This is a genomic window from Paraburkholderia sp. GAS333, from assembly GCF_050435665.1.
GTDB lineage: Bacteria > Pseudomonadota > Gammaproteobacteria > Burkholderiales > Burkholderiaceae > Paraburkholderia > Paraburkholderia fungorum_A.
Map to the genome: position 1 here is coordinate 16,995 of NZ_JBNDKS010000009.1, position 26,355 is coordinate 43,349.

24 protein-coding genes are annotated in these 26,355 nt (G+C 64.7%); 9 read left to right on the forward strand and 15 right to left on the reverse strand.

What is annotated here, in order from left to right:
* Window positions 1-137: 137 nt before the first annotated feature.
* The 8 genes from mdcH to ABH945_RS31780 are packed head-to-tail and all read right to left on the reverse strand — an operon-like array spanning window position 138 to window position 7,258.
* On the reverse strand, window positions 138-1,073 hold the full coding sequence (mdcH, locus tag ABH945_RS31745; protein WP_429253292.1) for a malonate decarboxylase subunit epsilon: 936 nt from the start codon (window positions 1,071-1,073) through the stop codon (window positions 138-140).
* On the reverse strand, window positions 1,073-1,783 hold the full coding sequence (locus ABH945_RS31750; protein WP_429253293.1) for a malonate decarboxylase holo-ACP synthase: 711 nt from the start codon (window positions 1,781-1,783) through the stop codon (window positions 1,073-1,075). Before ABH945_RS31750 ends, mdcH begins: the two co-directional genes overlap by 1 nt.
* A complete protein-coding gene (mdcE, locus tag ABH945_RS31755) occupies window positions 1,783-2,598 on the reverse strand; it encodes a biotin-independent malonate decarboxylase subunit gamma (RefSeq protein ID WP_429253294.1) in 816 nt (271 codons plus the stop codon). Before mdcE ends, ABH945_RS31750 begins: the two co-directional genes overlap by 1 nt.
* Window positions 2,595-3,509 (reverse strand): biotin-independent malonate decarboxylase subunit beta, encoded by a 915-nt coding sequence (locus ABH945_RS31760; RefSeq protein ID WP_429253295.1) that lies wholly within the window; start codon window positions 3,507-3,509, stop codon window positions 2,595-2,597. The genes mdcE and ABH945_RS31760 overlap by 4 nt, the downstream gene beginning before the upstream one ends.
* The gene (locus ABH945_RS31765; RefSeq protein WP_429253296.1) at window positions 3,506-3,829 is read right to left on the reverse strand and encodes a malonate decarboxylase subunit delta; all 324 of its coding nucleotides are present in this window, start codon (window positions 3,827-3,829) and stop codon (window positions 3,506-3,508) included. The genes ABH945_RS31760 and ABH945_RS31765 overlap by 4 nt, the downstream gene beginning before the upstream one ends.
* Window positions 3,817-4,779 (reverse strand): triphosphoribosyl-dephospho-CoA synthase, encoded by a 963-nt coding sequence (locus ABH945_RS31770; RefSeq protein WP_429253297.1) that lies wholly within the window; start codon window positions 4,777-4,779, stop codon window positions 3,817-3,819. The genes ABH945_RS31765 and ABH945_RS31770 overlap by 13 nt, the downstream gene beginning before the upstream one ends.
* Window positions 4,780-4,781: 2 nt before the next feature.
* Window positions 4,782-6,452, reverse strand: a complete 1,671-nt coding sequence (gene mdcA, locus ABH945_RS31775) for a malonate decarboxylase subunit alpha (RefSeq protein ID WP_429253298.1) — start codon at window positions 6,450-6,452, stop codon at window positions 4,782-4,784.
* 32 nt (window positions 6,453-6,484) lie between these two features.
* The gene (locus ABH945_RS31780) at window positions 6,485-7,258 is read right to left on the reverse strand and encodes a GntR family transcriptional regulator (protein ID WP_074768042.1); all 774 of its coding nucleotides are present in this window, start codon (window positions 7,256-7,258) and stop codon (window positions 6,485-6,487) included.
* Between the two features lie 181 nt (window positions 7,259-7,439).
* Between ABH945_RS31780 and ABH945_RS31785 the strand changes: the two genes are divergently transcribed.
* Window positions 7,440-8,738, forward strand: a complete 1,299-nt coding sequence (locus ABH945_RS31785) for an MFS transporter (RefSeq protein ID WP_429253299.1) — start codon at window positions 7,440-7,442, stop codon at window positions 8,736-8,738.
* A 75-nt stretch (window positions 8,739-8,813) separates the two neighbouring features.
* On the opposite strand, the gene ABH945_RS31790 is transcribed toward ABH945_RS31785, so the two are convergent.
* Entirely contained in the window at window positions 8,814-9,734 is a 921-nt protein-coding gene (locus tag ABH945_RS31790) for a DMT family transporter (RefSeq protein ID WP_074768046.1), read from the reverse strand.
* A gap of 101 nt (window positions 9,735-9,835) precedes the next feature.
* On the opposite strand from ABH945_RS31790, the gene ABH945_RS31795 reads away from it, so the two are divergent.
* Window positions 9,836-10,711 (forward strand): LysR family transcriptional regulator, encoded by an 876-nt coding sequence (locus ABH945_RS31795; protein WP_429253300.1) that lies wholly within the window; start codon window positions 9,836-9,838, stop codon window positions 10,709-10,711.
* A gap of 101 nt (window positions 10,712-10,812) precedes the next feature.
* On the opposite strand, the gene ABH945_RS31800 is transcribed toward ABH945_RS31795, so the two are convergent.
* The 6 genes from ABH945_RS31800 to ABH945_RS31825 all read right to left on the reverse strand — a co-directional run bounded on the left by ABH945_RS31800 (window position 10,813) and on the right by ABH945_RS31825 (window position 18,887).
* Window positions 10,813-11,871 (reverse strand): ABC transporter ATP-binding protein, encoded by a 1,059-nt coding sequence (locus ABH945_RS31800; protein WP_074768050.1) that lies wholly within the window; start codon window positions 11,869-11,871, stop codon window positions 10,813-10,815.
* Between the two features lie 122 nt (window positions 11,872-11,993).
* A complete protein-coding gene (locus ABH945_RS31805) occupies window positions 11,994-13,598 on the reverse strand; it encodes an ABC transporter permease (protein ID WP_429253301.1) in 1,605 nt (534 codons plus the stop codon).
* Entirely contained in the window at window positions 13,599-14,630 is a 1,032-nt protein-coding gene (locus ABH945_RS31810) for an iron ABC transporter substrate-binding protein (protein WP_074768054.1), read from the reverse strand.
* 67 nt (window positions 14,631-14,697) lie between these two features.
* Complete coding sequence (gene efeB / locus ABH945_RS31815) at window positions 14,698-16,020, reverse strand: iron uptake transporter deferrochelatase/peroxidase subunit (RefSeq protein WP_429253302.1); 1,323 nt, start codon at window positions 16,018-16,020, stop codon at window positions 14,698-14,700.
* A 61-nt stretch (window positions 16,021-16,081) separates the two neighbouring features.
* On the reverse strand, window positions 16,082-17,251 hold the full coding sequence (locus ABH945_RS31820) for a hypothetical protein (RefSeq protein WP_429253303.1): 1,170 nt from the start codon (window positions 17,249-17,251) through the stop codon (window positions 16,082-16,084).
* Between the two features lie 112 nt (window positions 17,252-17,363).
* Entirely contained in the window at window positions 17,364-18,887 is a 1,524-nt protein-coding gene (locus ABH945_RS31825) for a carbohydrate porin (RefSeq protein WP_429253304.1), read from the reverse strand.
* A 512-nt stretch (window positions 18,888-19,399) separates the two neighbouring features.
* On the opposite strand from ABH945_RS31825, the gene ABH945_RS31830 reads away from it, so the two are divergent.
* The 7 genes from ABH945_RS31830 (at window position 19,400) to ABH945_RS31860 (ending at window position 26,273) form a co-directional block, all read left to right on the forward strand.
* Window positions 19,400-20,236, forward strand: coding sequence for an arylamine N-acetyltransferase family protein (locus ABH945_RS31830; protein ID WP_074771071.1), 837 nt, complete (start codon window positions 19,400-19,402; stop codon window positions 20,234-20,236).
* Between the two features lie 24 nt (window positions 20,237-20,260).
* Window positions 20,261-20,941, forward strand: a complete 681-nt coding sequence (locus ABH945_RS31835) for a methyltransferase family protein (protein ID WP_429253305.1) — start codon at window positions 20,261-20,263, stop codon at window positions 20,939-20,941.
* Between the two features lie 325 nt (window positions 20,942-21,266).
* Complete coding sequence (locus ABH945_RS31840) at window positions 21,267-22,091, forward strand: transporter substrate-binding domain-containing protein (protein WP_429253393.1); 825 nt, start codon at window positions 21,267-21,269, stop codon at window positions 22,089-22,091.
* Between the two features lie 99 nt (window positions 22,092-22,190).
* Window positions 22,191-22,913, forward strand: coding sequence for an ABC transporter permease (locus ABH945_RS31845; protein WP_074768064.1), 723 nt, complete (start codon window positions 22,191-22,193; stop codon window positions 22,911-22,913).
* Window positions 22,914-22,949: 36 nt separating this feature from the next.
* Complete coding sequence (locus ABH945_RS31850; protein ID WP_429253306.1) at window positions 22,950-23,684, forward strand: ABC transporter permease; 735 nt, start codon at window positions 22,950-22,952, stop codon at window positions 23,682-23,684.
* Between the two features lie 113 nt (window positions 23,685-23,797).
* Window positions 23,798-24,589, forward strand: a complete 792-nt coding sequence (locus ABH945_RS31855) for an ABC transporter ATP-binding protein (protein ID WP_429253307.1) — start codon at window positions 23,798-23,800, stop codon at window positions 24,587-24,589.
* 25 nt (window positions 24,590-24,614) lie between these two features.
* Window positions 24,615-26,273: an HAL/PAL/TAL family ammonia-lyase gene (locus ABH945_RS31860; RefSeq protein WP_429253308.1), complete on the forward strand. Its 1,659-nt coding sequence runs from the start codon at window positions 24,615-24,617 to the stop codon at window positions 26,271-26,273.
* The last annotated feature ends 82 nt before the right edge of the window (window positions 26,274-26,355 follow it).

Below are 26,355 nucleotides of genomic sequence, written 5' to 3' on the forward strand. Positions count from 1 at the left end.
GAGCGACTGCGCTCCGATGGCAGTGCAGTCGCGATATTTCAGCTCACTCAGCGTTGACACTGAGCGTTGTCAGTCAGCGTTTGCAACGCAAGCTTTGCAAACGCGTCTCCGGGAAAGCGGGCGAATCCCGATTCGCGCTAACCGTTTTCCAACCGTCGACGCGCTGTTGCCACCAGTCTGTCGAACTCGCTGAACGTGCTTGCGGCGAGCGCCGTGGTCTGCGGAAAATATTCGCGTGTGATGTCGGTCAGCACCTGGCCCGGCGGTGCTTCGATCAGCACGCGCGCGCCCATTTCCTGCATGACGGTGAGCGCGTCGAACCAGCGGACCGTGTAGCGCATATTGGTCGCGAGATCGTCGCGGATCGCGGCCGCCGTGTACAAAGGACGGCCGCCGCGATTGCCGACATAGGTGCTGTGCGGCGTCTGAAAGGGCACGTCGTGCGCGTAGGCGATCAGTTCGTCGGTGGCTTGCGCGAGCAATTCGCAATGCGACGGCACGCTCACGGCGAGGCGCGTCGCCTTGCGCGCGCCAGCCGCCAGCGCACGTTCGATAAACGCATCGAGCGCGGCATTCGCGCCCGCCATCACAATCTGGCGCGGCGCATTCACGTTGCCGATATAAACCCGCTGCGCCGTTTCATCCGCATGCTGAGCGGCGAGTGTTTCCAGTTGATGCTCGGTCAAACCGGACACCGCCGCGAGACCATAGCCCGACGGATAGGCGGTTTCCATCAGCTCGGCGCGTCGGCGAACCATCTTCAACGCGGCGTCGAACGGCACCGCGCCGCAACTTACCGCCGCCGGATAGGCACCCACGGACAATCCCGCGCTGATCTCCGGCGCAAGCCCTTCAGCGGCCAGCGCGCGCGTGATGGCGACGCCCGCAATCGTCAGGCCGGTTTGTACGGCGACGGTCGAGCGCAGTGCGTCGGACGTGTCGAGCGTCAGCACGTCGACGTCGAGTACCTGCGATGCTTCATCGAGCGTGTCGCGCACGGCCTGGTGGGTCGGCAGGTTATGCAGAAAGCCGTTGGTCTGCGCGCCCTGGCCGGGAAAAAGCAGCGCGAGCATCAGATGCCGACGCCTTCTGCGATTGCCCAGGGATCGGCAATCAACTGCGGACCGCGCGCATGGCGAGCCATCACGCGGGATTTGCGCGCGGCCCATTCGACCAGCGCGACGCCCCCGGCGGGCGTTTCCAGTTGTGCGTCGATACGAATGCCCGTTTGCACAGCGAGCGCTTGCAGTTGTTCGAGCAACTCACCGGCAACCTCTCGCGAAAGCGGCTCGGGCGTACGGATCAGCAGATCGAGATCGCTTGTTTCGGTGACGGCGGGCATCTGCGTGGCGAGTTCAAAACCCGTGCTGCCTGTCGGACCCCAAGCGAATCGGCTCAACGGCGAGTTCGCTTCGCTTTGCTGCGCAACGAGCCGGGCCATCGCGACGAAAGGCGGCAACGTATCGCGTCCGGCGAGCGGCTTCGAGCGGATCAGCGACTCGGGTGAGACCGTGGCCATCACCTCATCGGCTTGCGTCCACGCGCCATAGCGCTGCGCGCGTTCAGCACCGCGCAGGCCGATCGCGATCACACCGTCAGCGGCCAGCGCACGTCGGACGACCGCGTACGGCGCGCGCCCGAAAGCATCGCGGACCCAGGCCGGTTCGTCATCGAATGTCTGGAGATTGCGCAAACGCAGCAAGTCATGCGGACGCCACCGCGCGTCGCACGACAACGACGATGGATCGGCCGCGACAAAAGGCGGCGCCGCGCAGACCCGCATCACACGGCATCCCATTGCTCGGCGAGACGGCGGCGCACCTCGATCGATGCCGCGCGGTTCTTCTGCGCCGCCGCCGATTCCAGCCGATGCGACAACGTCCGTCCACCGTCGCGCGCGCTACGAATTTGCGCGGACAGCACGTCGCGCACGTGTTCGATTTGCGACGCGTCGGGCGCATCGGCGTCCACGCCGGTGATCAGTTCGTCGAGCAGGCCGAGTTTCGCGAACGACGCCATCGAATACGACATCGGCACAATGGTTTCGCCGAGCGCATCGAGCGCTTCGACCGTGCGGCGCGTGACGCGTGCGGCCGCTTCTTTGCCCATTGCGTGAACCATCGTGCCGGGCGCGTCGAGCGCGACGATCCGGTTGGCCTGATAGCCGTGCGCGAGGAACGCGCCCGACATGGCCGGTCCGACGATCAGCGCAACGACCGGATGACCGGCGTCGCGTGCGCTCGCATAGGCGTCGACGGCCGCCGCGCAGGCGAGATGAATGCCGAGCATTTCCTCGCGATAGCCGTAAGCCTGGCTTTTCACGTCGACGATCGCGACGATCGGGCGACGCGTGCTGCTCGCCGCGTCTGCTGCGATCACTTCGCGGACCGCCTTCGCCAGCAGCCAGCCCTGTTCAAGACCGACGACATTGTCGACCGCGCGCGGGAAGCGGTTAGCCGGATCGGGCACGACGGTGATGAAGCGCGCCGTTTCGCCGCCGAGCGATCCATCGCCGCTCAACACGGGCGCGCGGCCGGCCGGTTCGCCGGCCAGCGCGCGGAACCAGCGGGCGCCACGGGTGAGTGAGGTATCGCTCATGACTGCTCCTTGTGGGTGGCACCTGACGTGGATGCGGACGGGTTGTACACCTCGCGCATGCTTTCCGGCGTGACGCTGGCCGGGTCGATCTGCGCGAGCCGGTTCAGAAACGTCTCCACCTGCTCGCTACGATGCGCGACCGGCACGCCTTGCGCGAAAGCGGCGCGCACCGCATGCCGAACGGCGTCGGCGTCGTCGTCGACGAGTTGATCGGCGAGCGCCGTTGCCGCGCGCTGTTCTCCGCCGATCAGTTGCCACACGCGTCGCCGGTCGCTCGAATCGAGTTCGTCGATGCCGGCTTCCTGTTCGATCACTTCGGGGCCGTTCATGCCGAGCCGCCCCTGTTTCGTCACGACCAGATACGAGCACAGCGCAGCCGCGAGCGACATGCCGCCGAAGCAGCCGACCATCCCCGCAATCACGCCGACCACCGGCACATGGCGGCGCAGCGCGACGATCGCCGCCTGCATTTCGGCGATCACGGCGAGGCCGAGGTTGGCTTCCTGTAGCCGCACGCCACCGGTTTCGAACAGCACGACCGGCCGCACGATCTTGCCGCGCTCGCAGTCGCGCAGCGCCATTTCCAGTGCGGCGGCGATCTTGCTGCCCGATACCTCGCCGATGCTGCCGCCCTGGAACGCCGATTCGATCGCGGCGATCACGGCGGGCTCGCCGTCGATCGTGCCGCGCGCGATCACGCAGCCGTCGTCGGCCTGGCAGACGACGCCTTGCAGCGGCAGCCACGGCGACTCGATCCTGTCGAACGGACCAAGCAGTTCGCGGAAGCTGCCCGCGTCGAGCAGCGAGCGGGCGCGTTCGCGCGCGGGCAGTTCGATGAAACTGTCGCGCAGCAGCGGCGCGCTATGGGCGCTGGTGGAGGGGCTGGCTGAGGGGCTCTGAAGCGTGCTCATGCGGCGTCTCCTTCTTCAGCGGCTTCGACGGCTTCGGCGAGGCGCAGCGCGACCACGCCGGGCGTCGCGCCGAAGTCGTTGATTTCGATTTGCGCCGCGCCGTCGTAGCGGGTGAAAAAGCGGTCGAGCACGCTTTTCCAGATGTGGCTATATCCGTCGACGCTGGTGCGCACGACCACATGCGCGCTCAGCGAGCCAGCGGGAGCGGCGGACGCGGCCGGAGCGAGCAGCACTTCCAGATCGCCCGAGCCGACCACGCCGACATGCGCGCGGGTCGTGACGGCGCGTTGCGCCGGGTAGTCGAAGGTCAGATGTTCCATGAGTCCTGGCTCCGGCCGGCGTCGCGATGCGCCAGCATGTCGAGAAAGAGGGTGGCGGCGAGCAGATCGGCTGCGCCGCCCGGCGATGCGTTGAGCGAGAGCAACTCGCGTTCGAGCGCGGCGAGCGCGTCGCGTCCGGCGGATGTCGAATAACCGCCTGCCTGCAGCACGCGTTGCGCGCCTTTCTGGCCCGCGTGCAAACCGGGCAAGCCCGCGCGATGCAGCAGGCAGGTGTCGTCGAGTGAAGCCATGATGGCGAGCAGCGTATCGACACGCGCCGCGTTTTCGTCGAGACCACGCGCGCGCGCCGCATGCAGAAACGGCAAGCCTATGTCGATGACGTGCGGAAAGCCGTCCTGCGCTTCCTGTCGCGCACCGCCGACCTGGTAGCGCTGACGCGCGAGTTCGCCGTGACTGTCGGTGGACGGCGCGGCGAAACGGTCGGGGAAACAAGCGATTTGCGCGGCGAGCGTGCAGATGTGCGCCGCGTTCGATTGCGCTGACACGGTGCGTTGCCGAGGCATGGCAGCGCCCGCGACCAGCAAGCCGACGATCCAGATCGCACCGCGATGCGCGTTGCTGCCGCTGGTGGCGTTCAGCATGTCCTGCTCACCCTGGCGGCCGATCTGTGCAAGTTCGGTACGCAGCAACGCCGACGGCTCGCCGCGTCGGCGCGCAGAACGTGCGAGCGCCGCGAACGTGGGTTCGAGCGCATGCGCGGAGCGCAGCATTGTCGCGAGATCGAGGTCGCGATGTGCGCCGCTGCCGCGCCGGTCGACCAGCGCGGGTTTGGGCGTGAGTTGGGCTTCGTCGATCAGCGCGGCGATCGCGTAGCGGGCGAGCCGGGCGTCGGAGAAAGGGGCGTGTTCAGGCGCTCCGCTGGCTTCGACGTATGCCGTCGACACCAGCGAGTTCTCCGCGCGCTTCAACACAGCAGCAGCGGGCGCCATTGTTACCAGCTCCTGAAGCGTGCCGGCGGCGCGTACAAACCGCCGGACCACGTGACCAGATCGTCGATGCTGCGCGCAGCCAGCAGCGACCGCTTCGCTTCACCGCGCCGGATACCGAGATCTTCGGGGTACGCGACGATGCCGCGCCGACGCAACTCCGCTGTTTTCTCCGGCTTCGCGCGCAAGCCGATCGGCGTCACGCCGGCCACGGCGGCGATGGCCGCGCGCCGTTCGTCGATGCCTTCGGCCTTGTGCAGATGCGCAATGCCTTCTTCGGTGACGACATGGCTCACATCGTCGCCGTAGATCATGACCGGCGCGATCGGCATGCCGCTTTTCGCGCCGACCGCGACCGCATCGAGTTCATCGACAAAGGTCGGCTCGCCGCCTTTCTTGTACGTCTCGGCCATCTGCACGACCAGCTTCTGGCCGCGCGATACCGGGCCCTGATCGCGCAGCAGCTTGAGCCACGCTTCGCTCGAATGACGCCGTCCGCGCGGATCGTGGCCCATGTTCGGCGCACCGCCGAAACCGGCGAGCCGCCCGCGTGTGACCGTGGATGAATTCGCGTCCGCATCGATCTGCAAGGTTGAGCCGATGAACAGATCGACGCCGTATTGCCCGGCCAGTTGGCACAGCACGCGGTTCGAGCGCAGGCTGCCGTCGTTGCCAGTGAAGAAGACGTCGGGCCGCGCCTCGATATACGCCTCCATGCCGACCTCGCTGCCGAAGCAATGGATGCTGTCGACCCAACCCGATTCGATTGCGGGAATCATCGTGGGATGCGGATTCAGCGTCCAGTTGCGGCAGATCTTGCCCTTCAGGCCGAGCGATTCGCCATAAGTAGGCAGCAGCAATTCGATCGCCGCCGTGTCGAAGCCGATGCCGTGATTCAGCGATGTCACGCCATACGGCTCGTAGATGCCGCGAATCACCATCATCGCGGTGAGCACCTGAAGGTCGCCGATATGACGCGGATCGCGCGTAAATAGCGGCTCGACGGCGAACGGCCGGTCGGCCTGCACGACCACGTCGACCCACGAACCGGGGATATCGACGCGCGGCAGTTCGTCGACGATCTCGTTGACCTGCACGATCACGATGCCATGCCGGAACGCGGCGGCTTCGGCGATGGTCGGGGTGTCTTCGGTATTCGGGCCGGTGTACAGATTGCCGTGACGGTCGGCCTTTTCCGCGCACAGCAGCGCGACGTGCGGCGTCAGGTCGACGAACATGCGTGCATATAGTTCGACGTACGTATAGATCGCGCCGATTTCGAGCTGGCCGTCTTCGAGCAATTGCGCGACCCGCAAGCTCTGCGTGCCCGCGAACGAAAAATCGACCTTGTGCGCGATACCGCGCTCGAACAGCGTCAGATGCTCGGGGCGCCCAATGCTCGAAATCAGCAGATGCACGTCGTGAATCTTCTGCGGATCGACCTTCGCGAACGAGCGAGACAGGAAGTCGGCCTGCTTCTGGTTGTCACCTTCGAGCGCGACGCGGTCGCCTGGCTGGATCAGCGTTTCGAGTGCATCGACGATGCGGTGTGGCGGCAGCACGCCGTCTTCCAGCCAAGGCGCGATGGCCGCGAGGCGACGGTTTTTTTCGTCGCGACGGGTGGTCCATGAGCGGGAAGATGAGGGCGGCGCAGCGGCTTCGGCGGGACGGTTCATCGGCTTATTCGTCGTTGCAGTCATCGGCTCAATCAGCTCCCGGTGGTGTTGCGCGGACGTCGGCCGCGCGGCTTCGGTTGATTCGCAAGCGCGGTTTCAGCTTGCGCGCGTTCGGTCAGGAAACGATGGAGCAGGTCGCCGGTGCCGAGCAGATGCGCGACGACCAGCGATTGTGCGGCGGGGATGTCGCGGCGTTCCACGGCGTCGAGCAGCGCGGCATGTTCATTGTCCGACTCGCCCTTATACGACGGCAAGCCGAACTTGAGCCGCAAGTATCTTTCGCCGCGCCGATGCAGCATGCCGATCATGTCCGCGAGTTGCGGACGCCCGGCCGGTGCATACAGGCTCATATGGAATGCGGCATTGCGCTCGACATATAACGACGGGTTCGCTTCGCGCTCGGCGGCGCGGCACAGCGCGGCGCATTCGCGCAGCGTTGCGGCACTGTGATTGGGGATTGCGAGACCGAGGGCGAGGCTTTCGAGCGCGGAACGGATCTCGTAGATTTCGCGCGCTTCGTCCGCCGATAAAGGCGCGACCGTTGCGCCTTTATGCACGGCGGCGCGCGCCCAGCCTTCGCTTTCGAGCTGGCGCAGCGCCTCGCGCACGGGAATTGCGCTGACCGAGAAGTGCCGCGCAATTGCGTCCTGCCGCAGCGGCGCGCCGGGCGCCAGCGTGCCGTCGACAATCGCCGCGCGCAACGCCTCCGCGATCACGCGGGACGTGCTCTCGCGCGGCGGCGCAGCCGGCAGAAGCGGGTTGCGTGCCGGGGCGTCCAGGGGAAAACCATCTATTGCGTCGCTCATGATATTAAATATTATATATAAAAAGACGCCAATTAAGTCAGCACAAACCCGCAAAAATTTTCGTCCGGCCGCCTGTTGCGTGGCCTTTCGGCGGTTGTAAGGGAGGGCGCTTTTGATCGTAAGCCGTACGTCGTTCTGTTGTTTCCATTGCGTCAGTCAACTGTAGGGCTGGAGGAGCACGATGAGTTCATTAACCGACCGCTCGACGGTCGCGCGGCGTCGAACGCCGCTCAATCGTTCGCAGATCGTAGGATTTTGGGGGGCGTGGGCCGGCTGGACGCTCGATGGCATGGACTCGTTCATCTATGCGCTGGTCCTTGCACCGGCCTTGACCGAACTACTGCCGCGCTCGGGTTTTGCGGCCACGCCCCAGAACGTCGGGCTGGCCGGGTCGATCCTGTTCGCGCTGTTTCTCGTGGGGTGGGGGCTGTCGTTCATCTGGGGGCCGCTCGCCGACCGGTTCGGACGCACCAAGGTGCTGGCCGGCACCATCTTCACGTTTGCGATTTTCACGGGACTCGCGGCGACCTCGACGAACGTGTGGGAACTCGGCATCTACCGCTTCATTGCGGGGGTGGGGATCGGCGGCGAGTGGGCGCTGGCCGGGACCTATGTGGCCGAAGCGTGGCCGGAGGACCGGCGCAAGATGGGCGCGGGTTATCTGCAGACGGGTTATTACGCGGGCTTCTTTCTCGCGGCGGCGCTCAATTACACGATCGGCGTGCACTTCGGCTGGCGCGCGATGTTCCTGACCGGCGCGATTCCGGTCGTGGTCGCGATCCTGATCCTGCTGCGCGTGAAAGAGCCTGAGAAGTGGCAGAAGGCCGAAGCGCGCACGGTCCAAAGCAAGCCGTTACGTGAGATTCTCGGGCCGATGTACCGGCGCCGCACCTGGGTCGCGTGCATTCTGTTGACGATTGCGATCATCGGCCTGTGGGCCGGCGCGGTGTACGAGCCGACCGCGGTGATTCAACTGGCGACCCGCGCGGGCATGGGCAAGGCCGATGCGATCAGAACGGCGTCGCTGGCCACTGGATTGCTGTCGATCGCGACCATTCTCGGTTGCCTCGCGTTGCCGCCGATCGCCGAGCGCATCGGCAGAAAGAAGACGCTGGCGATTTATTTCGCGGGGATGGCGGTGTCGATCGTCGGCAGTTTCGGCTGGGCGTTCTATCTGCCTAACGGGCTCGGGCCGTTTATCGCGTGGCTGTGCGTGCTGGGGTTCTTCGGCGGCAATTTCGCGCTGTTCAGCCTGTGGCTGCCGGAGCAGTTCGAAACCCGGGTTCGCGCGACGGCGTTTGCGTTCTGCACATCGTTCGGACGGTTTGTCGGCGCGGGCGTGAACTTCCTGCTCGGCGCGGCGGTGCTGCATATGCATACGCTCGGCGTACCGGTCGCGTTGACGGCGATTACGTTCGTCGTCGGCCTGTTCGTGATTCCGTTCGCGCCGGAAACGAAGGGCGAAGTGTTGCCGCAGTGAAGTCGATTGTTTGAAGGGCGCGGGCGCGGTTGCACACGTTACGACGTGCGCCGCGCCCGCGCTTCAGTCAGCATTTCAATCCGCATGCCGCCGCGTCCGCGTGCCGGAGCGCAGCAAAGACAACAGCGGCCAGCCGAGATTCACCCCCAGACTCGCGACCACGATCAGCGCCATGCCCGCGAGTTGCGGCATCGACAGCGCGCGGCCGTACACCACCGCATCCACGACGATCGCCGTCAGCGGATACACGAACAGCAGCACGGCAATCACCGGCGTGGTGAGCTTCGGTAGCGCGCCGTAGATCAGCACATACGACAGCCCCGTATGTAGCACGCCCATGCCGACCAGCCAGAACCACTGCATCGGGCCGATATGCACGGCGGTTAGCGGTGCGATGAACGGCAGGCACACCACGCCGACCGCGCACTGCACGAGCGCCAGCAGATGCGGCCGCAATTCGCCGAGTCCTTTGGCGATCAGCGTGACGGTTGCGTACAGCAGCGAGCCGAGCAATGCCTCGCCGATCCCGATCAGATAACCCGAATGGCCCTGCCAGTTGTCGGTGGCCGCGACGCCCGACGCGAGCACCAGACCGACGAACGCCGTCGCGATCCAGCCGAGCCGGTCCATCCCCAGACGCTCGTTGAAAAGCGCCGCGCCGATCAGCACGACCCAGAACGGCTGCACATGAAACACGACCGTCGCCACCGCAATACTCGTGCGATGAATCGCGTCGAAGAAGCCGACCCACTGCGTGACCATCAGCACGCCGGAGATCAGCGCGAGCACGATGGTGCGTCGCGTGAAATGCGCTCGCGTGAAATAGCCTTTCCACGCGCAATACGCGGCCAGCGACATAAAACCGAACAGGCAGCGGAAGAACACCAGCGTCAGCGCGCCGAGCCGCGCTTCCTCGACGAAAACACCGATCGTGCCCATCAGAAGCCCGCCGCTGGCGAGCGTTATGGCGCCCTGTTGACGTGAGGTGAGGGACATGCGAAACGGCTCCGTGAAGTGATGTGCGGAGTATTGCGCGGCTTGCCGGGTCGCTACAAACGAATTAAATTGAGAAATTCCATAAGCTGGATTGATAAATCATGCACCCCGAATTCGACGTCGATCTATTGCGCACTTTCGTCGCGGTGGTGGAAACGGGCAGCTTCACGAAGGCGGCGACGACCGTTTACCGGTCGCAGGCGGCGGTCAGCATGCAGATCAAGCGGCTCGAAGCCATGCTCGGCACGACGCTTTTCGCGCGCAGCACGCGCAGTCTTTCGCTGACGCGCCCAGGCAATACGCTGCTCGAATACGCCCGGCGCGTGCTGGCGCTGCACGAGGAGGCGTGGTCGGCGATCGTGCGGCCCGAAGTGACCGGACGCGTGGTGCTCGGCGCACCGGACGATTACGTGTCGTCGCTGCTGTCGCCGGTGTTGCGGCGCTTTTCGAATCTGTATCCGCATGTCGAGATCGAGATCGTCTGCGCGCAGAGCACGTCGCTCGCACCGATGCTGGCGGACAACAAGATCGATCTCGCTTTCGTCACGCGCGACCGCAAGTTGCGCGGCGAATTCGTGCGCAGTGAGCCGATGGTGTGGGCGGGGGCGTCGGCGGATACGCCGGTGCTGGCGGTGTCGCCGTTACCGGTTGGGCTGTACGAGCCGGGCTGTGTCGCGCGTCAGCATACGCTGGCGGCACTGGATGGCGCGCGCATCCGCTATCGCGCCGCGTTCAGCAGCGCCAGTCTGATGGGCCTGGTCGCGACCGTCGATGCGGGCTTGTCGGTGGTCGCGCTGACGCGTTGCAGCGTGCCGCCGCGCCTCGCGATTCTCGGCGAAGCGCAGGGCCTGCCGAAAATCGAGCCGCTGGAAATCGTGGTGGCGCGGAGTGCGAAATCGGATCGTCCGACCTGCGATTATCTGGCCGCGCAGATGATGCAGGATCTGTCGATGCGAGGGGCGAAGGGCGTCGGTTAGCAGAAAGAGCAGGGCTGTGCAGATGGCTCGCCGGTCAGCCGCCCCGCGCATGCTGAACGCCGCGAATTCCGGACTCTGATCGGCGACCTTCGCTCCGCGTTTTATCCGCGTGGATAGGCGGTCACGTTGCCGTCCACCGCAAGCCGCACCTGCTCGCCGGGCCTCGGGCACAGATACCCCGGCACGCGTGCGCGCACCATCGTCCGCGCGGCGGATTGCAGTTGCAGCACGACGCCTGCGTCCTGCCCCTGGAAGGTGACGCCGGTGACCACGGCGTCGTAGGCGGCCGTGCCGTTCATCGATGCTTCGCCGTCGCGCAGTACACGAATCTGTTCGGGCCGCAGCATCACGTCGACCGCGCCGTCGTTCATCGGCGCGGCCAGCGGCAACTCGCCGAGTTCGCAGCGCGCGCGATCCTGCACGACCACGCCTGGCAACAGCACCGCCTCGCCGACAAACGAAGCCAGCTCCGGCGTTACCGGCCGCTGGTATAGCGTCTCGGGCGTCGCGGTCTGGATCAGCCGGCCGTTCCACAGCACGGCGACTTCATGTCCGAGCGACAGCGCCTCGGATTGATCGTGTGTGACCAGCACCGCCGTCGCGCCCGTTGCGGCCAATGCGCTCGCCACCGCCTGACGGGTTTCGAGCCGCAATGCGGCGTCGAGCGAGGAAAAGGGCTCGTCGAGCATCACGAGGGTCGGCGACGGCGCCAGCGCGCGCGCCAACGCAACGCGCTGCTGCTGTCCGCCCGACAACTGCTGCGGCGCGCGCTCGCCGAAGTTAGCGGGCAGGCCGACCAGTTCGAGCAATTCCGCGACCCGATGCCGTGCGCGCCGTTGCGAACGCGGCAGGCCGAACACGATATTGTCCGCGACCGACAGATGCGGAAACAGCGCGCCTTCCTGTGGCACATAACCGATGCGGCGCTGCTCGGACGGCACGTGCAGGTTGTCGCCCGCCACGCGCTGGCCGTCGATCTCGACGCTGCCGCTATCCGCGCGTTCGAAGCCGCACAGCAGACGCAGCAACGTGGTCTTGCCGCTGCCCGACGGACCGAGCAGCGCGAGCAGCGTGCCGCGTTCGACGGACAGATCGATACCGTGCAGCACGGGCACACCGTCGAACGATTTTTGCAGTCCGCGGATACGAAGTTCGCTCATGAAATTCCGATGATTAAAGCGCGTGATGGACGGGGGCGGGCGGGTGGGTTGCGATGGTTGCGCAGAGGCAGTGCGTGAAGGCGGCTCGCACCGGCCTCGTTGGAGTCATTGGATAGGCTTCGTCATCCGCGTTCACCGAGCAAGGCCGAGCGCCCGAGCAACGCAAACAGCAGCCCCGACGCGAACAGCGAAATGCCGGTCAACAACGCCGCGTAGGGCGCGGCGGCAGCGAACGCCATCGTGGATGTATCGGCCCATACCTGAGTCGCGAGCGTTTGCGTATCGAGTGGCGACAGCAGCAGTGTCGCATTCAGTTCGGTGACCACCGAGATGAACACCATCGCCGCCGCAGCGCCGAGTCCGGGACCGGCGAGCGGCAGCATCACGCGAAACAGGGTTTGCGACCAGCTGAGACCGAGCGCGCGCGCGGTTTCCTCGAGTCGCGGCTGAGCCTGCATGAAAGCGGCGCGCACGCTGACCAGCGCAAGCGGCATGAACAGCATCGCGTACGCGACCACCAGCAGCGTCGCGCTCTGATACAACGGCTGCAGCGCATGCACCGCGAGCGACACGATAGCCAGCGCGATCACCAGCCCCGGCACGCCCTGCGCGAGAAACACGGTGCGTTCGAACAGCGTCGCGAAACGCGTCGGATAGCGCACCAGAAGGAACGCGAGCGGCACCACCAGCAGCGTGGTCAGCAGCGCGGCCGCAAGACCGAAGCCGAGCGACGACAGAGTGGCGTTGAGCAGCAGTTCGGGCGACACATCGGCGGGCGTGACCGCGGCCGCGCCCGGCTGGGTGAGCCAGTAACCAATCATGCCGAGCGGCACGCCGAGCGTGGTGAGGGTGAGCAGCGCAAAACCGGCGACCACGACCCAGCGCCACACGCCGAGTTCGTAGCGAAGCACCGCGCGCCGCGTGCCGCGATCGACGCGTTCATAGCGCGCCGCGCCACGTACCCGAAACTCGAACGCAAGCACGATCAGACAGATCACGATCAGCAGACACGCGAGCAGCGAAGCGCCGCCGCCGTCGAAACTGGTGCGGAATTCCGCGTAAATCTGCGTGGTGAAGGTGCGAAAACGCAGCAGCGTGAAGGCGCCGAATTCGGACAGCACGCCGAGCGCCACCAGCAGCATTCCGCCGAGCAGCGCGGGGCGCAATTGCGGCAGCACCACGCGAACGAAACTGGTCCAGCGGTTGCAGCCGAGCGCGCGCGCACTTTCTTCGAGCGCCGGGTCCATGCCGCGCAAAGCGGCGGCCACCGGCAGATAAACGAGCGGGAAATACGCGCAACTCAGCACTAGCAACGCGCCGTTGAAATCCTGCAGATCCTCGCTGAGCGACACCCACGCATAGCTCGAAATGAACGCGGGCATCGCGAGCGGGGCGGCGCTGAGCACGGCCCACGCGCGGCGTCCCGGCAAATGCGTACGTTCGACGAACCACGCGGCGGCCGTCCCGACCACCGCGCAAACCAGCGTGGTGGCGACCGTAATCAGCACCGTATTGACCAGCAACTCGCCGACCAGCGGCCGGACAATCAGGTCGACCGCCTCGCCGACGCCGAAGCTCGCCGCGCGCCAGAACGTAAACGCAATCGGCAGCAACACCAGCAAAGCGCTGAATGCTGCTGCCGCGAACAGACCGCGCGGCGCGCGCAAACGGCTGCGCGCCGGGACGGCTGGAACAGCCGCCGGAGCGGCTGACAGAGCTTCGCTCATTTACAGCAGACCGGCCTGGCGCAGCAGCTTGCCGGCCTGGCTGTCGTCACCGAGTTGCTCGATCGTCAGCGACGGCGGGCTCAGGTCGGCCAGCGGCTTGAGGATCGGGTCTGGCGCGACGCCCGCGTGCAGCGGATATTCGAACATCACGTGGCTGTTCGCCATCAACTGTTGCGCGCGATCGCTGACGAGATAGGCGAGGAATTTCTGCCCGCCTGCCGGGTTATGCGCGGACTTCAGCACCGCCGCGCCCGACACGTTCACCAATGCGCCGGCGTCGCCGTTGCCGAAGTGATAGATCGCGCTACGGGTTTTGCCGTCGCCGATTTCGGCATGCAGACGCGCCCAGTAGTAGTTGTTGATCAGGCCCGTCGCGACGCCGCCGCGATTCACTGCGGCCACTACGCCTTCGTCGTCGTCGAAAATCTGCGCGTTGGCTTTCAGGCCCTTGAGCCATTGCACGGTTTGCGCTTCGCCTTTCAGTGCGAGCACGGCCGAGACGAGCGGCAGGAAATCGCCATCGCTCGGTGCAATGCCGATCTTGCCTTTCCACTCCGGCTTCGCGAGATCGAACAGCGATTGCGGCAGTTGCGACGGCTGCAGCTTCGTCGTGTTGTACGCGAGCACGTTTTCACGTGCGGTCACCGCGACCCATGCACCGCTCGGCGAACTGAAACGCGTCGGCACCGTGGCGAGCGTCGCGCTATCCACCTTGTTCAGCAGCCCCTTTTCTTCGAGCAGCATCAACTCCGGCGAGTTTTCCGTGAAGTACACATCGGCGGGTGTCGCCGGGCCTTCCGCGACGATCTGCGCGGCCATCGCCGGGCCTTCGCCGTTGCGGATCTTCACCGAAATGCCCGACTGTTTTTCGAAGTCTTTCGCGAGCAGATTCACGACCTGCTCGTGCTGCGCGTTGTACAGCGTGATCGAGTCGGCGTGAGCCGCCGACGGCATCGTCGCGAGAGCGGTCAGCGAGAGCGCGGCCGCGCTGCTCAGAGTACGCAGGCGGCTGCCAAACCAGGAATAAGCCATGTTCCAGACGTCCGTTGTGATGGTGATTGGTTGTTGGTAAATCTGCGGTGCTTATAGCACGCGCGTATTACGTCTCGAACAGCCCCGCGCCGATATACGAACCCGGCTTCGCCCCCGGCGGTACCGCAAAGATCGCACTGCCGACGTGAGTCGTGAACTGGTTCATCATGTCGAACTTCGCGAGCCGGTTGTTGATCGGAATGAAGCCGGTGCGCGGGTCGCTCTGGTGCGCGATGAAAATCAGCCCCGCGTCGTATTCCGTTTCCTGACGCCATGGCGGCCAGCGCTCGATATAAAAGTTCGTGCCGTCGTTATACGAATACGAGCGGCGCAGAATCTGCGCGCCGTCGTTGCTCGCCTGATTCGACAGACGCACGTGCGAGTTTTCCGGGATTACCGGATTGCCGTCCTTGTCTTCTTCCTTCAGGTCCACGGCGTCGAATTCGCTCTTCCTGCCGATCGGCGCGCCGCTGTACTTGTGACGCCCGAACACCTGTTCCTGGAAGCCGAGTTCCATGTTGTCCCAGTGTTCGAGCGTGATGCGGATACGGCGCACGACGGTGTAGGTGCCGCCTTCCATCCACGGCGCGTCGGCGCTGGCGCCGGCCCACACGAACTCTTTCATCAGGTCCGGTTTCGCGGTGGACGGGTTGTTGGTGCCGTCCTTGAAACCCATCAGATTGCGCGGCGTCTGACCGCGCGGACCCGACAGGAAACCGGACTGGCCCCAGCGCATCGCGGCGGTGCCGTAAGCGAGGCGCGACAACTGCCGGACCGCGTGAAACGCGACCTGCTGATCGTTCGCGCAAGCCTGAATGTAGATATCGCCGCCGGTCTTCTCGGGGATCAGCTGATCGCCGTTAAAACGCGGCAGATCGACGAGCGCGGCAGGGCGGCGCGCGGCGAGGCCGTAGCGGTCCTTGCCGTCTTTCGTAAAGAGGCCGGGGCCGAAACCGAAGGTGATCGTCAGTCCGTTCGGACCGAGGCCGAGCACGTCGCCGGAATCGGGCGCGGGCTTGCTGTCGCCGGCGTCGCCGGTCGGCAATGCCGCGGCCGTGCCGCCTTGCGTCAGGCGAGCGGCCGCATCGGTCCAGCTGCGCAGCAGCGCGATCACGTCGTCGCGTTTATCGGTGGTCAGATCGAGCGCGGCCACGTACGTGTGACTCTGCTGCGGCGTGACGATGCCCGCCTGATGCGGGCCGAAAAACGGTTCGACGGCGAGTTGCGGATCGGCGGCCTGCGCGTGCGATTTCAGTTGCGCGGCCTGGGCTGCCAGTGCGTCCGGCGACGCGGCGAGTCCCGCGCCGAGACTTGCCCCGGCTGCTACCGCCGCACCGCCCGCCTTCAGAAAACCGCGCCGTGACGGGCGCGGCGGTTGGTCGTTTGCCATGGTTACTTCACCTTCTTTTTCATCTTCACCTTCTGCTTCAACTGACTTCGCAAGATGGGCGCTACTTCGCGAGCACCAGCGTGTTGACGTCGTCCTGCACGTAGTAGAAGCCGTCGCCTTCGGGCGTCATCGCGAGACCGAACAGGTCGCCGTTGCCCGGAGGCGATTGCGCTTTGTCCGTGTCGATCCAGCGGGCGTAGATCTGCTTGCCGGTGGCCGGGTCGATTTCGACGATCTGGCCGTTCAGCGCGTTGGTCACTAGCAGGTGTCCGTTGGGCGCGGTGACCATCGCGAGAGGGCGGTGCAGCAGACCGTCGGCGGTGAGTTGACGGCCTACGCCAGCGCTGGTGTCGCGCGTCATCGGCTCGTCGATTTCGGTGATGCGGTTGCCGATCGCGTCGGACACGAACAGCAGTTTCTGATCGTTCGACAGCGCGAGGCCGGTCGGGCCGACGAGGAACACGCCCTTGTCCGCCTGCGCGCCGAAGCCGCTGCCGACCACCGTTTCGCTCTTCACGACCGGTGGCTTGCCGGCCGGGATGTCGAGATCGAGACGCAGCACGGTCGCCTGCTTGAACACCGGCGGCACGCCGTCCGCGCCACCGACGCCGAAGCCCGCGTTGCTGACGAACAGCGTCGCGCTGGTGCCGTTGTCGACGACCGCCATGTTGCCCCACGGATCGTTGATGTTCGGGCTGCTGATGGTCGATACCACCTTGCCCTGCGAGTCGAGCACGATCAGGCAGCCCGCGCCCTTGGTGCCGGTCGTGCCGTCGTTGCTCGGCGTGCTGCCGACGATCACGTAGCCGGACTTCAGCATCGTCATCGCGGTGGACAGGCCGATGCCGCCCGGACACTCTTTCAGATCGCGCGGCACGGTGGCGAACACGGACATCTGCTTCGTATCGGGACGATAGTTGATGATCGTGCTGCCGGTGCCCTGCAGATTGGTCGAGTTATTGAAGTTGCCGATCAGCACGTCGCCCTGTTTGACGGTGCCGGCCGTGACCGGCGCGACGACCACCGCGTACGGATTCTGGTCGCCGTTATCGGGCACGGTGTTGATCAGCGTGGTGTGGTGCTTGATGGTTTCGAGGAAACCTTGCGGCTCGGCCTGCGCGGTGCCGAACGTCGCGAAAGCGGCGACGCCGGTTGCGAGTGCCAGCAGGTTTCTCACGAAGCCGCGCGCGACGCGGGTGCCGGGCGAAAATTTGCGCGTGGAATGGTTCACGATTGGGTCTCCGTGCATGCGCAAAAATCGGGGAGTGAAGTCATGTCGAAAGCTTTTTGATTTGATTGGGTGACCGCGTTCGAACCGGGATGGGAATCGGACGCGTATCGCATCAGAAATTGATATTAGTCCGTACGCCGATAACAAAGGTATTTCGCAACGGCTGCGTAGGGTCGTTCGGATTCTGTCCGGCGCCTGCATTAAACGTGTACTGCGCATCGGCCTGCACTTGCCACCACGGATTGATCGCGTACTGATAGGTCGCTTCCAGCACGGTTTCGCTGGTGCGCACACCATACGGACCGCCGCTGAATGCCTGGGCATCCTGATCGAGTCCCTTCACGCGATTACTGACCTTGATGTACGTGAGCGCAATGCCCGCGCTGTCGTCGTCGCGGCCTTTGAACGGCGCCTTCAGCACGAGGCCCAGGTTGGCTGCGTAGCTCACCAGGTTGCGGTCGTTCGGCGCGCCCATCACGCGGGCGAAGACGCCGAGGCTGCGCGGTTCGTCGGGGTCCGGCCGCCAGATCATCTGGTCCGCGACCGCGTAAATACTGTAGTTGCCGCTATGGTTAGCGGCAATCCCGTTCGACGCCGGATTCGCCAGCGACAACCCGAGCGTGTCGTAGCGCTGGTCCGCGAACTGGTTCGTGTTGTACCAGACGCCGAGCTTGTACGTACCCGGCAAACCGCCGCCGCCCATGCCGACCATTTCACCGTCGGAGGGCTGGTTGATCGAGTATTGAAACTCGCCGATCCACAGCGCGCCGTTGTGCAGGTTGAAGTTGGTGCCGCTCATGTTGTTCGGGTTGTTGCCGAGCGGATCGCCGGAGAACACCCCGGCCAGCGCGGTCAACGAAGGCGTGATCTGGCCGCGTACGCGCACGCCGAGACCCGACAGCGGGTAGGCCGGGCCGCCGGACGGCATGTCGTACGACGGCAGCGCGGGCCAGCCGAACATCGTGTTGAGGAACAGCGCCGAGTACGTGCTGGTGATGAATTCCTGGTCGATACTTTGCTGACCGATCTTCACGTCGACGCGTTTGTTCAGGAACGATTGCTGGTACCACAATTCCCATAGACGGGTGGCGTCGTCGGCTTCGATACCGCTTGCCGTATTCAGCGTGCCCAGCTTGTTGGCGCTCAGGTTCGCGCCGTGAATCTGCAGCGCGCTGACGTTGAACAGGCCGCCCGGCAAACCGAACGCTTTTTGCGTGTCCATCTGGACCGTGGCGGTTGTCAGGCCATCGTAATCCGCGCCGCGCGCGAGACCGCCACGCAGGTTCGCCAGCAATTCGCTCGTTTCAGTGAGCGTGAACGTGACGCCATATTTTCCGAGCCATGGGCGCAGGCCGCCTATGTCGCCGAGCATCTGTTCGCGGTTCCAGAAGCCGGTCCATTGATTCGTCTGCGTAGCCTGAATTTTCAGGTCGGCCTCGGACGAATCGGGGATCGCGTCGGGATTGGCTTCGGCCAGTGCGGCGCCCGCGGTCAGCGATGCCCATGCAAACGCCGTGCAAAGCGCGACGCGACGAGCGGACGGAATACGCGTGTGACGCGTTGCGCCGCCATGAGACGACGATGCGCGAACAGGATGCGCCTGAGCGGCGGCTCGATTGAGCTGGGCGAACTTCATCGGATTCCTTATTTGTGTTGTATCGACTTACTTGTGCCTCGCCACGCGGCTCGCTGCCAACATCTCCCGAGGCGAGAACAGGGAGTCGTGACAGCAGTTTGACGGGATCGTACTCAGGCAGATTGGGATCGTCAACTCAAATGAGAACGATTCGCATCAATATTACTGACATGTAATCTTTTGTTTAGCTACTGCGGTAAATGAGCATTTGTACGTAATGCCAATCGAATCTCGACGTAATAAAAAGGAAGGTGTGTGGTCTGATATAAGGCCGCTGTCGTGTGATACCGAATTGGCCGGGTAATCCCCAATAGCCGGTGACTGAATGAATTTGTCGTGGGTATTCCGTGTGCGCAAAACAGGCCGACGCAGCGCGCATCGGGGCGACAGAAAAAGCGGCTATGATCATGTCCCGAAACCGCCAGGCCCGGCCACGCGCATTGCGTTGCACGCACGTGTCCGGGGCTACGCGAGACCTCATTCCCATTCCAATACCTGCCCGGATCATGCCGATGTCACACACAGTCAATCTGGAAAACTACTTTGCCCGCATCGGCTACGACGGCCCGCGCGCGGCGACGCTGGAAGTCCTCCAGGCGATTCACGAACTGCACCCCCGCGCGATTCCGTTTGAGAACCTGAATCCGTTCACAGGCCGGCCGGTCCGGCTCGACCTCGAGTCCGTCGAACGGAAGCTCGTGACTGAACGGCGGGGCGGCTATTGCTTCGAGCAGAACGCGCTGTTCGCCAACGTGCTGACGCAACTCGGGTTCAGCGTCACGCCATTGCTCGCCCGCGTGTTGTGGGGCCGTGACGACGCCGCCGTACCGCCGCGCACGCATATGGTTCTGCGGATCGACATCGGCGGCCATGCGTGGATTGCCGATGTCGGCTTCGGCAGCGTGACGTTGACCGCACCGTTGCGCCTGACGGCAGGCGTCGCGCAGCACACGCCGTTGGGTACCTTCCGTCTCGCCGACGCATCGCACGATGCGCTCAATCTCGAAGTGCAGCTTCGCGACGAAAGCTGGGCGCGGGTGTATCGCTTCGATCTGCATCCGGTCGAATGGATCGATTACGAAACCTCGAACTGGTACACGTCGACGGCGCCGGATTCGATTTTCCTGAGCACGCTGATCGTGTGCCGCGTGATGCCCGAATCGCGTATCGCGTTGTTCAACGATCAACTGAGCGAACGCGCAGCGGACGGCGAGTTGCTCAGCGAGCAGCAGATCGCGAGCGCTGACGAACTCGCTGCGTGTCTGCATGATCGATTCGGTCTGAATTCCGGCGATATCGACATCGCCGGAATTTTCACGCGGGTGAGTGCGCCGGTTCAGCCCGCATAACACTTACCGTCCAACCCATCTTCGATGATCAAGCGCCTCATTCTGCAAACCGCGCTCTGGCTGACCGCCATGGGCGGCTTGCTGTTCGGCGCGGCGGGCACGTTCGCGTGGCCGGCGGCGTGGTGGTATCTGATCGAAGTGGGCGGCTTGAGTCTGTGGCTCGGCTTCTGGCTCGCGCGGCACGATCCCGGCCTGCTCGCCGAACGTCTCGCCCCCATTGTGCAGAGCCAGCAAAGCCGCTGGGACCGCATCTTCATGACCGGTGTCGCGCTCGTGTGGTGCGGCTGGCTGGTGCTGATGGGCTTCGACGCAATGCGCTTTCGTTGGTCCGCGCCGTTGCCGGTCGCGCTGGTCAGCCTCGGCTCGCTGTGCGTGTTCCTGTGTATCTTCTTCTGCCATTTCGTGTTCAAGGCAAACAGCTATGCCGCGCCGGTCGTCAAGATCCAGACGGGGCGCGGGCATAAGGTGATCGACACCGGCCCTTATGCGCTGGTCCGTCATCCGATGTATGGCGCCGGGCTGTTGCTGTTCATCGGCACACCGTTGCTGCTCGGCTCATGGTACGGACTCGCGTTTGTCCCCGTGATGGTGGCCGGAATCGGCTGGCGAGCCGTGCGTGAGGAGCGCGTGCTCGCCGCGCAACTCGACGGTTACGCGGACTACATGAAGCGCGTGCGTTTCCGCTTTGTTCCGTTTATCTGGTAACGCCTCGCCGCTCCGCGCAAGTCGTCTTCCCACCGCATCTTAAGTCAACCTGTCTAGACAAAGTAACTCGCACGCAACGGGCGTCGAGTTGCTTTCACACGGCCTTCATTCACCGGTAGTTCCTCGTCGAGCCATACACAAAGCCACTCATAGGGACTTACCCGATGAATGCGGCAAGTTCCGGTCAACCCCCTTGCGATGCGTTTTTGAATCGTGCAAGCTTGTCTATACAAGACGTGCAGCGATCAAGAATTCAATTCGATGGTTTTCTCAATCAAGGGAGTTTGACGTGACAGTGAAGCGCAGAACGGCAGCAACGGCAGTGATGAGCGTCCTGCTCGGCTTCGCGGCGAGTGTCGCGGCACCGGCCCAGGCGAAAGACTGGAAAACCGTGACGATCGCCCTCGAAGGCGGCTACGCGCCGTGGAATCTGACGTTGCCGGGCGGCAAGCTCGGCGGCTTCGAGCCCGAGCTGGTCGCCAATCTTTGCGAGCGCGCGAAGCTGCAGTGCAACCTCGTGTCGCAAGACTTCGACGGCATGATTCCCGGCCTGCAGATGGGCAAGTTCGACGTGCTGATGGACGCCATTTCCATCACGCCGGAGCGTGAAAAGATCATCGCGTTCTCGCGGCCTTACGCGTCCACGCCGGCCACGTTCGCGGTAACCGACACGAAGGTGCTGCCGAAGGCTGTGCCCACCGCAGCCGCCATCAGGCTGACCGGTGATCCGAAGACCGACCAGCCCACCGTCGACGCACTGCGCAAGCAGCTGAAGGGCAAGACGATCGGCCTGCAGGCCGGCACCGTCTACACCAAATTCATCACCGACAGCTTCAAGGACGTCGCCACGATTCGCGTCTACAAGACGTCGTCCGAGCGCGATCTCGACCTGGCCAACGGCCGCATCGACGCCTCGTTCGACGACGTGACCTACTTCGCGGCCACGCTCAACAACAAGGACAACGCGTCGGTCGCCGTCGCGGGTCCGAAGCTCGGCGGCCCGATCTGGGGACCGGGCGAAGGTCTCGCTTTCCGCAAACAGGACGCGGATCTGAAAGCGAAGTTCGACACCGCGATTACCGCCGCGCTCGCCGACGGCACGGTCAAGAAGCTCTCCGACAAGTGGTTCAAGCTCGACGTCACGCCCTGATTCGTCCCGCGTGAAAAGCAGGCGGTACGCGCGTGACGGCCGGTTGGGTCCGGCACGCGCCGGCTGGTGGGTCCAGTCGTCAAGAAAGAAGGAGAGGCAATGGCTCTGATTGAAATGTTCGGCTTCGGGCCGCAGGCGTGGGGCGGCATTCTGCTGCTCGCCGCGTTGATGACGGTCGCGCTGACGCTCGCGGCGCTCGCGGTCGGCGCCGTGTTCGGCGCGCTGGTGGCAACGGCCAAGCTGTCGCGCTTTCGCACGCTGCGCGTGATCGGCGACTTCTACACCACGGTGTTTCGCGGCGTGCCCGAACTGCTCGTCATCTACCTGTTCTATTTCGGCGGATCGGCGCTCGTGACGACGGTCGGCCAATGGTTCGGCGCGGACGGGTTCGTCGGCGTACCGCCGTTCGTGATTGGTGCGCTCGCGGTCGGCATGATTTCCGGCGCGTATCAGGCCGAGGTGTATCGCGCGGCAGTGCAGGCGGTGTCGCGCGGCGAACTCGAAGCGGCCCGTTCGATCGGCATGCCGGTGCTGACTATGGCGCGCCGCATTCTGATTCCGCAGGTGCTGCGTTTTGCGTTGCCGGGCATCGGCAATGTCTGGCAGTTGAGCCTGAAAGACTCGGCGCTGATCTCGGTCACCGGTCTCGCCGAATTGCTGCGCGCGAGTCAGATCGCGGCGGGTTCCACGCATCAGTACTTCACGTTTTTCGTGGCGGGCGGCGCGCTGTATCTGCTGATGACCAGCATCTCGAATCGCGTCTTCAATCACGCCGAGGCGCGCGTGGGCCGGTCCTTCAAGCGCAACTTCGCGCGCAACTGACAGCAACTGATCGCTACCGAAAAACGGACACGCATCATGCATATCGACATCGACTTTCTGCTCGACACGCTGAAGCAACTGCTCGCGGCCGTGCCGACCACGCTCGGACTGTTCTTCAGTTCGCTGGTACTCGGCGGTCTGCTCTCGCTCGTGATCGTCACGATGCGGGTCTCGCCGCGCTGGCTGCCGAACCGTTTCGCGCGCGCTTATATCCTCGTGTTTCGCGGCTCGCCGCTGCTGATCCAGATGTTCCTCGTGTATTACGGCATGGGTCAGTTCGGCGTGATCCGCGAGAGCTTTCTGTGGCCGGTATTGCGCGAGCCGTACATGTGCGCGGTTTTATCGCTTGCGTTGTGCACGGCGGGATATACCGCCGAAATCATTCGCGGCGGTTTGATGGCCGTGCCGGTCGGACAGATCGAGGCCGGTTATTCGATCGGGCTGTCGGGTTTCGCGCTGCTGCGTCGTGTGATCGGTCCGATCGCGTTGCGTCAATGCCTGCCCGCGTATTCGACGGAAGCCGTGCTGCTGGTCAAATCGACCGCGCTCGCGAGTCTCGTCACCGTGTGGGAAGTGACCGGCGTCGCGCAGCAGATCATCCAGCAAACCTATCGCACGACCGAAGTGTTCACCTGCGCCGCGCTGATCTATCTTGCGCTGAACTTCGTGATCGTGCGCGCGCTGGGGTTGCTGGAAAGGCGTCTGTCGCGTCATCTGCGGGCTGCGCCGGCGCGGCCCGAGCCGGTGCGCGTGGTGTCCGCGACGACCTGAGCGTGACTGCCTGTTTGCGCCGCGTACCTGTGCCGCAACTCCCTAACGATTAACTGGATTGATGCGCCGAGTCTCGCATGGCCGGCCATCCGCATGAACCTGGAGAATTTCCCATGAACGCTACGGCGCCCGTTGCACTGTCGGTCAGGAACATACACAAATCGTTCGGCGAGCATCACGTGCTGAAAGGCATTTCGCTCGACGCGCATCAGGGCGACGTGATCTCGATTCTCGGCGCGAGCGGCTCGGGCAAGAGCACGTTTCTGCGCTGTCTGAATCTGCTGGAAACGCCCGATGACGGTTCGGTCGCGCTTGCCGGCGAAGAGTTGAAAATGAAGCGCCGCAGCGACGGCAAGCTGCAACCCAGCGACCGCCGTCAGGTGGATCGGGTGCGCTCGCAACTCGGCATGGTGTTCCAGAACTTCAATCTCTGGTCGCATATGACGGTGCTCGAAAACCTAATCGAAGGGCCGATGCGCGTGTTGAAGCGAAGCCGCGCCGAGTCGATCGAGGAAGCTGAGGCGTTGCTCGCCAAAGTCGGTCTCGTGGACAAACGCGGCCACTACCCGGCGCATCTGTCCGGCGGTCAGCAGCAACGGGTGGCGATTGCGCGCGCGTTGGCGATGCATCCGAAAGTGATGCTGTTCGACGAACCCACGTCGGCGCTCGATCCTGAACTGGTCGGCGAAGTGCTGCGCGTGATGCGCTCGCTCGCCGAAGAGGGCCGCACGATGCTGGTCGTCACGCACGAAATGGGTTTTGCGCGGCACGTATCGAATCGCGTGATGTTTTTGCATCAAGGCCAGGTGGAGGCCGACGGCACGCCCGACGAAGTATTCGTCGATTGCAAGTCGGAACGTTTCCGGCAATTCGTATCGAGCCATCAGGACCGTACGACACACTGAATCCGCTAACCAATAAAACATCGATATGGCCGTGATCCGTTCCGAACTTCCGCTCGACTGGACCGAGGTGGCCGCCGTGGCGGCAGGAGAACCGCTCGAACTGTCCGCCGACGCCCGCGCGCGTATCGCGGCGGCGCGCGTGCTGGTCGAACAGATCGTCGAGCGCGGGATTCGCGCGTATGGCGTGAACACCGGCGTCGGCGCGCTGTGCGACGTGATCGTGTCGCCCGCGGAACAGCGCACGCTGTCGCGCAATATCCTGATGAGCCACGCGGTGGGTGTCGGTGCGCCGCTCGGGGCCGCCGAGACCCGCGCGATCATGGCCGCCGCCGTGAACAATTTCGCGCACGGCCATTCCGGTATCCGGCTCGACGTCGTGCAGCAACTGGTCGCGCTGCTGAACGCCGATTGCGTGCCCGAAGTGCCCGCCTTCGGCTCGGTCGGCTATCTGAGCCATATGGCGCACATCGCGCTGGTCTGTATCGGCGAAGGGCACGCGTGCTATCGCGGCGAACGGCTCAGCGGACGCGACGCGTTGCGGCGGCTCGGCCGCGAACCGCTCGTGCTCGAAGCGAAAGAGGGCTTGAGCCTGATCAACGGCACGCCTTGCGTGACGGGTCTGGCCGCGCTCGCGCTGGCGCGCGCCGAACGTCTGCTCGACTGGACCGACATGGTCGCCGCGATGAGCTTCGAGAATCTGCATGGCCAGATGGCGGCGTTCGACGAAGAATCGCTGGCGTTGCGGGTGTCGGCGGGGCTGAACCGGGTCGGCGAACGGATGCGCGCGAGCCTCGCGGGCAGCGGCATTCTCGCGGCGGTGGTTGGGCAGCGCACGCAAGACCCGCTGAGCATGCGGACCATCCCGCATGTGCACGGCGCCGCGCGTGACGTACTCGACGCGACCGCCGACGTGGTCAACCGCGAACTGGCGTCGATTACCGACAACCCGGTTGTCGCCGGTACGCCGGACGCGCCGCGCGTCTACTCGCAGGCGCATGCGGTGGGTGCATCGATCGCGCTCGCGATGGACAGCCTCGGCACCGCGATTGCGCAGGTCGCCGCGATGGCCGAGCGGCGGCTCGACCGTCTCGTCAATCCGCTGGTCAGCGGTCTACCGGCGTTTCTCGCGGAGCCGGGCGGCACCAACTCCGGCTTCATGATCGCGCAGTACACGGCGGCCTCGCTGGTCGCGCAGAACCGGCGGCTCGCGATGCCTGCGAGCCTCGACGGCGGCATCACGTCGGGCTTGCAGGAAGATCATCTGTGTCACGCGACGCCCGCCGCGCTGAAAGCGCTGGAAATCGTCGACAACGCCGCGCGCATCGTCGCGATCGAATTGCTGGCGGCGGCGCAGGCGTACGACCTGCAAAGCGGCGCCGCGCTGCGTGCGCCGCATACCGAAACCTTATGGCAACGGGTGCGGCGCGCGCTGCCGGTGTATCGCGACGACCGGCCTCTCGCCGACGACATGCGGGTCGCGTTTCGCCTGATCACCGACGAAGCGCCGCCACCGTTGCCGAACCTGGGTAACATTGGGCCTCGGCCCGCGGCGCCGGTGAACGGCGCGCGGCGGGTTGTGCTGGCGAGCGTCACGCATCTGGCGGGCGCCGGCCATTTCGATCCGGCCGTGAATACCGTGAACGTCGCGGTCAACGACGGGCAGGCCGCCGCTCACCTGGCGTGATGAAGCAGGACCGGTGAGCGGGCTTATCCGCTGGCTGACCGGCTAACCGGCTACGAGGCTCACCAGCCTGGCGGCCAAGGGC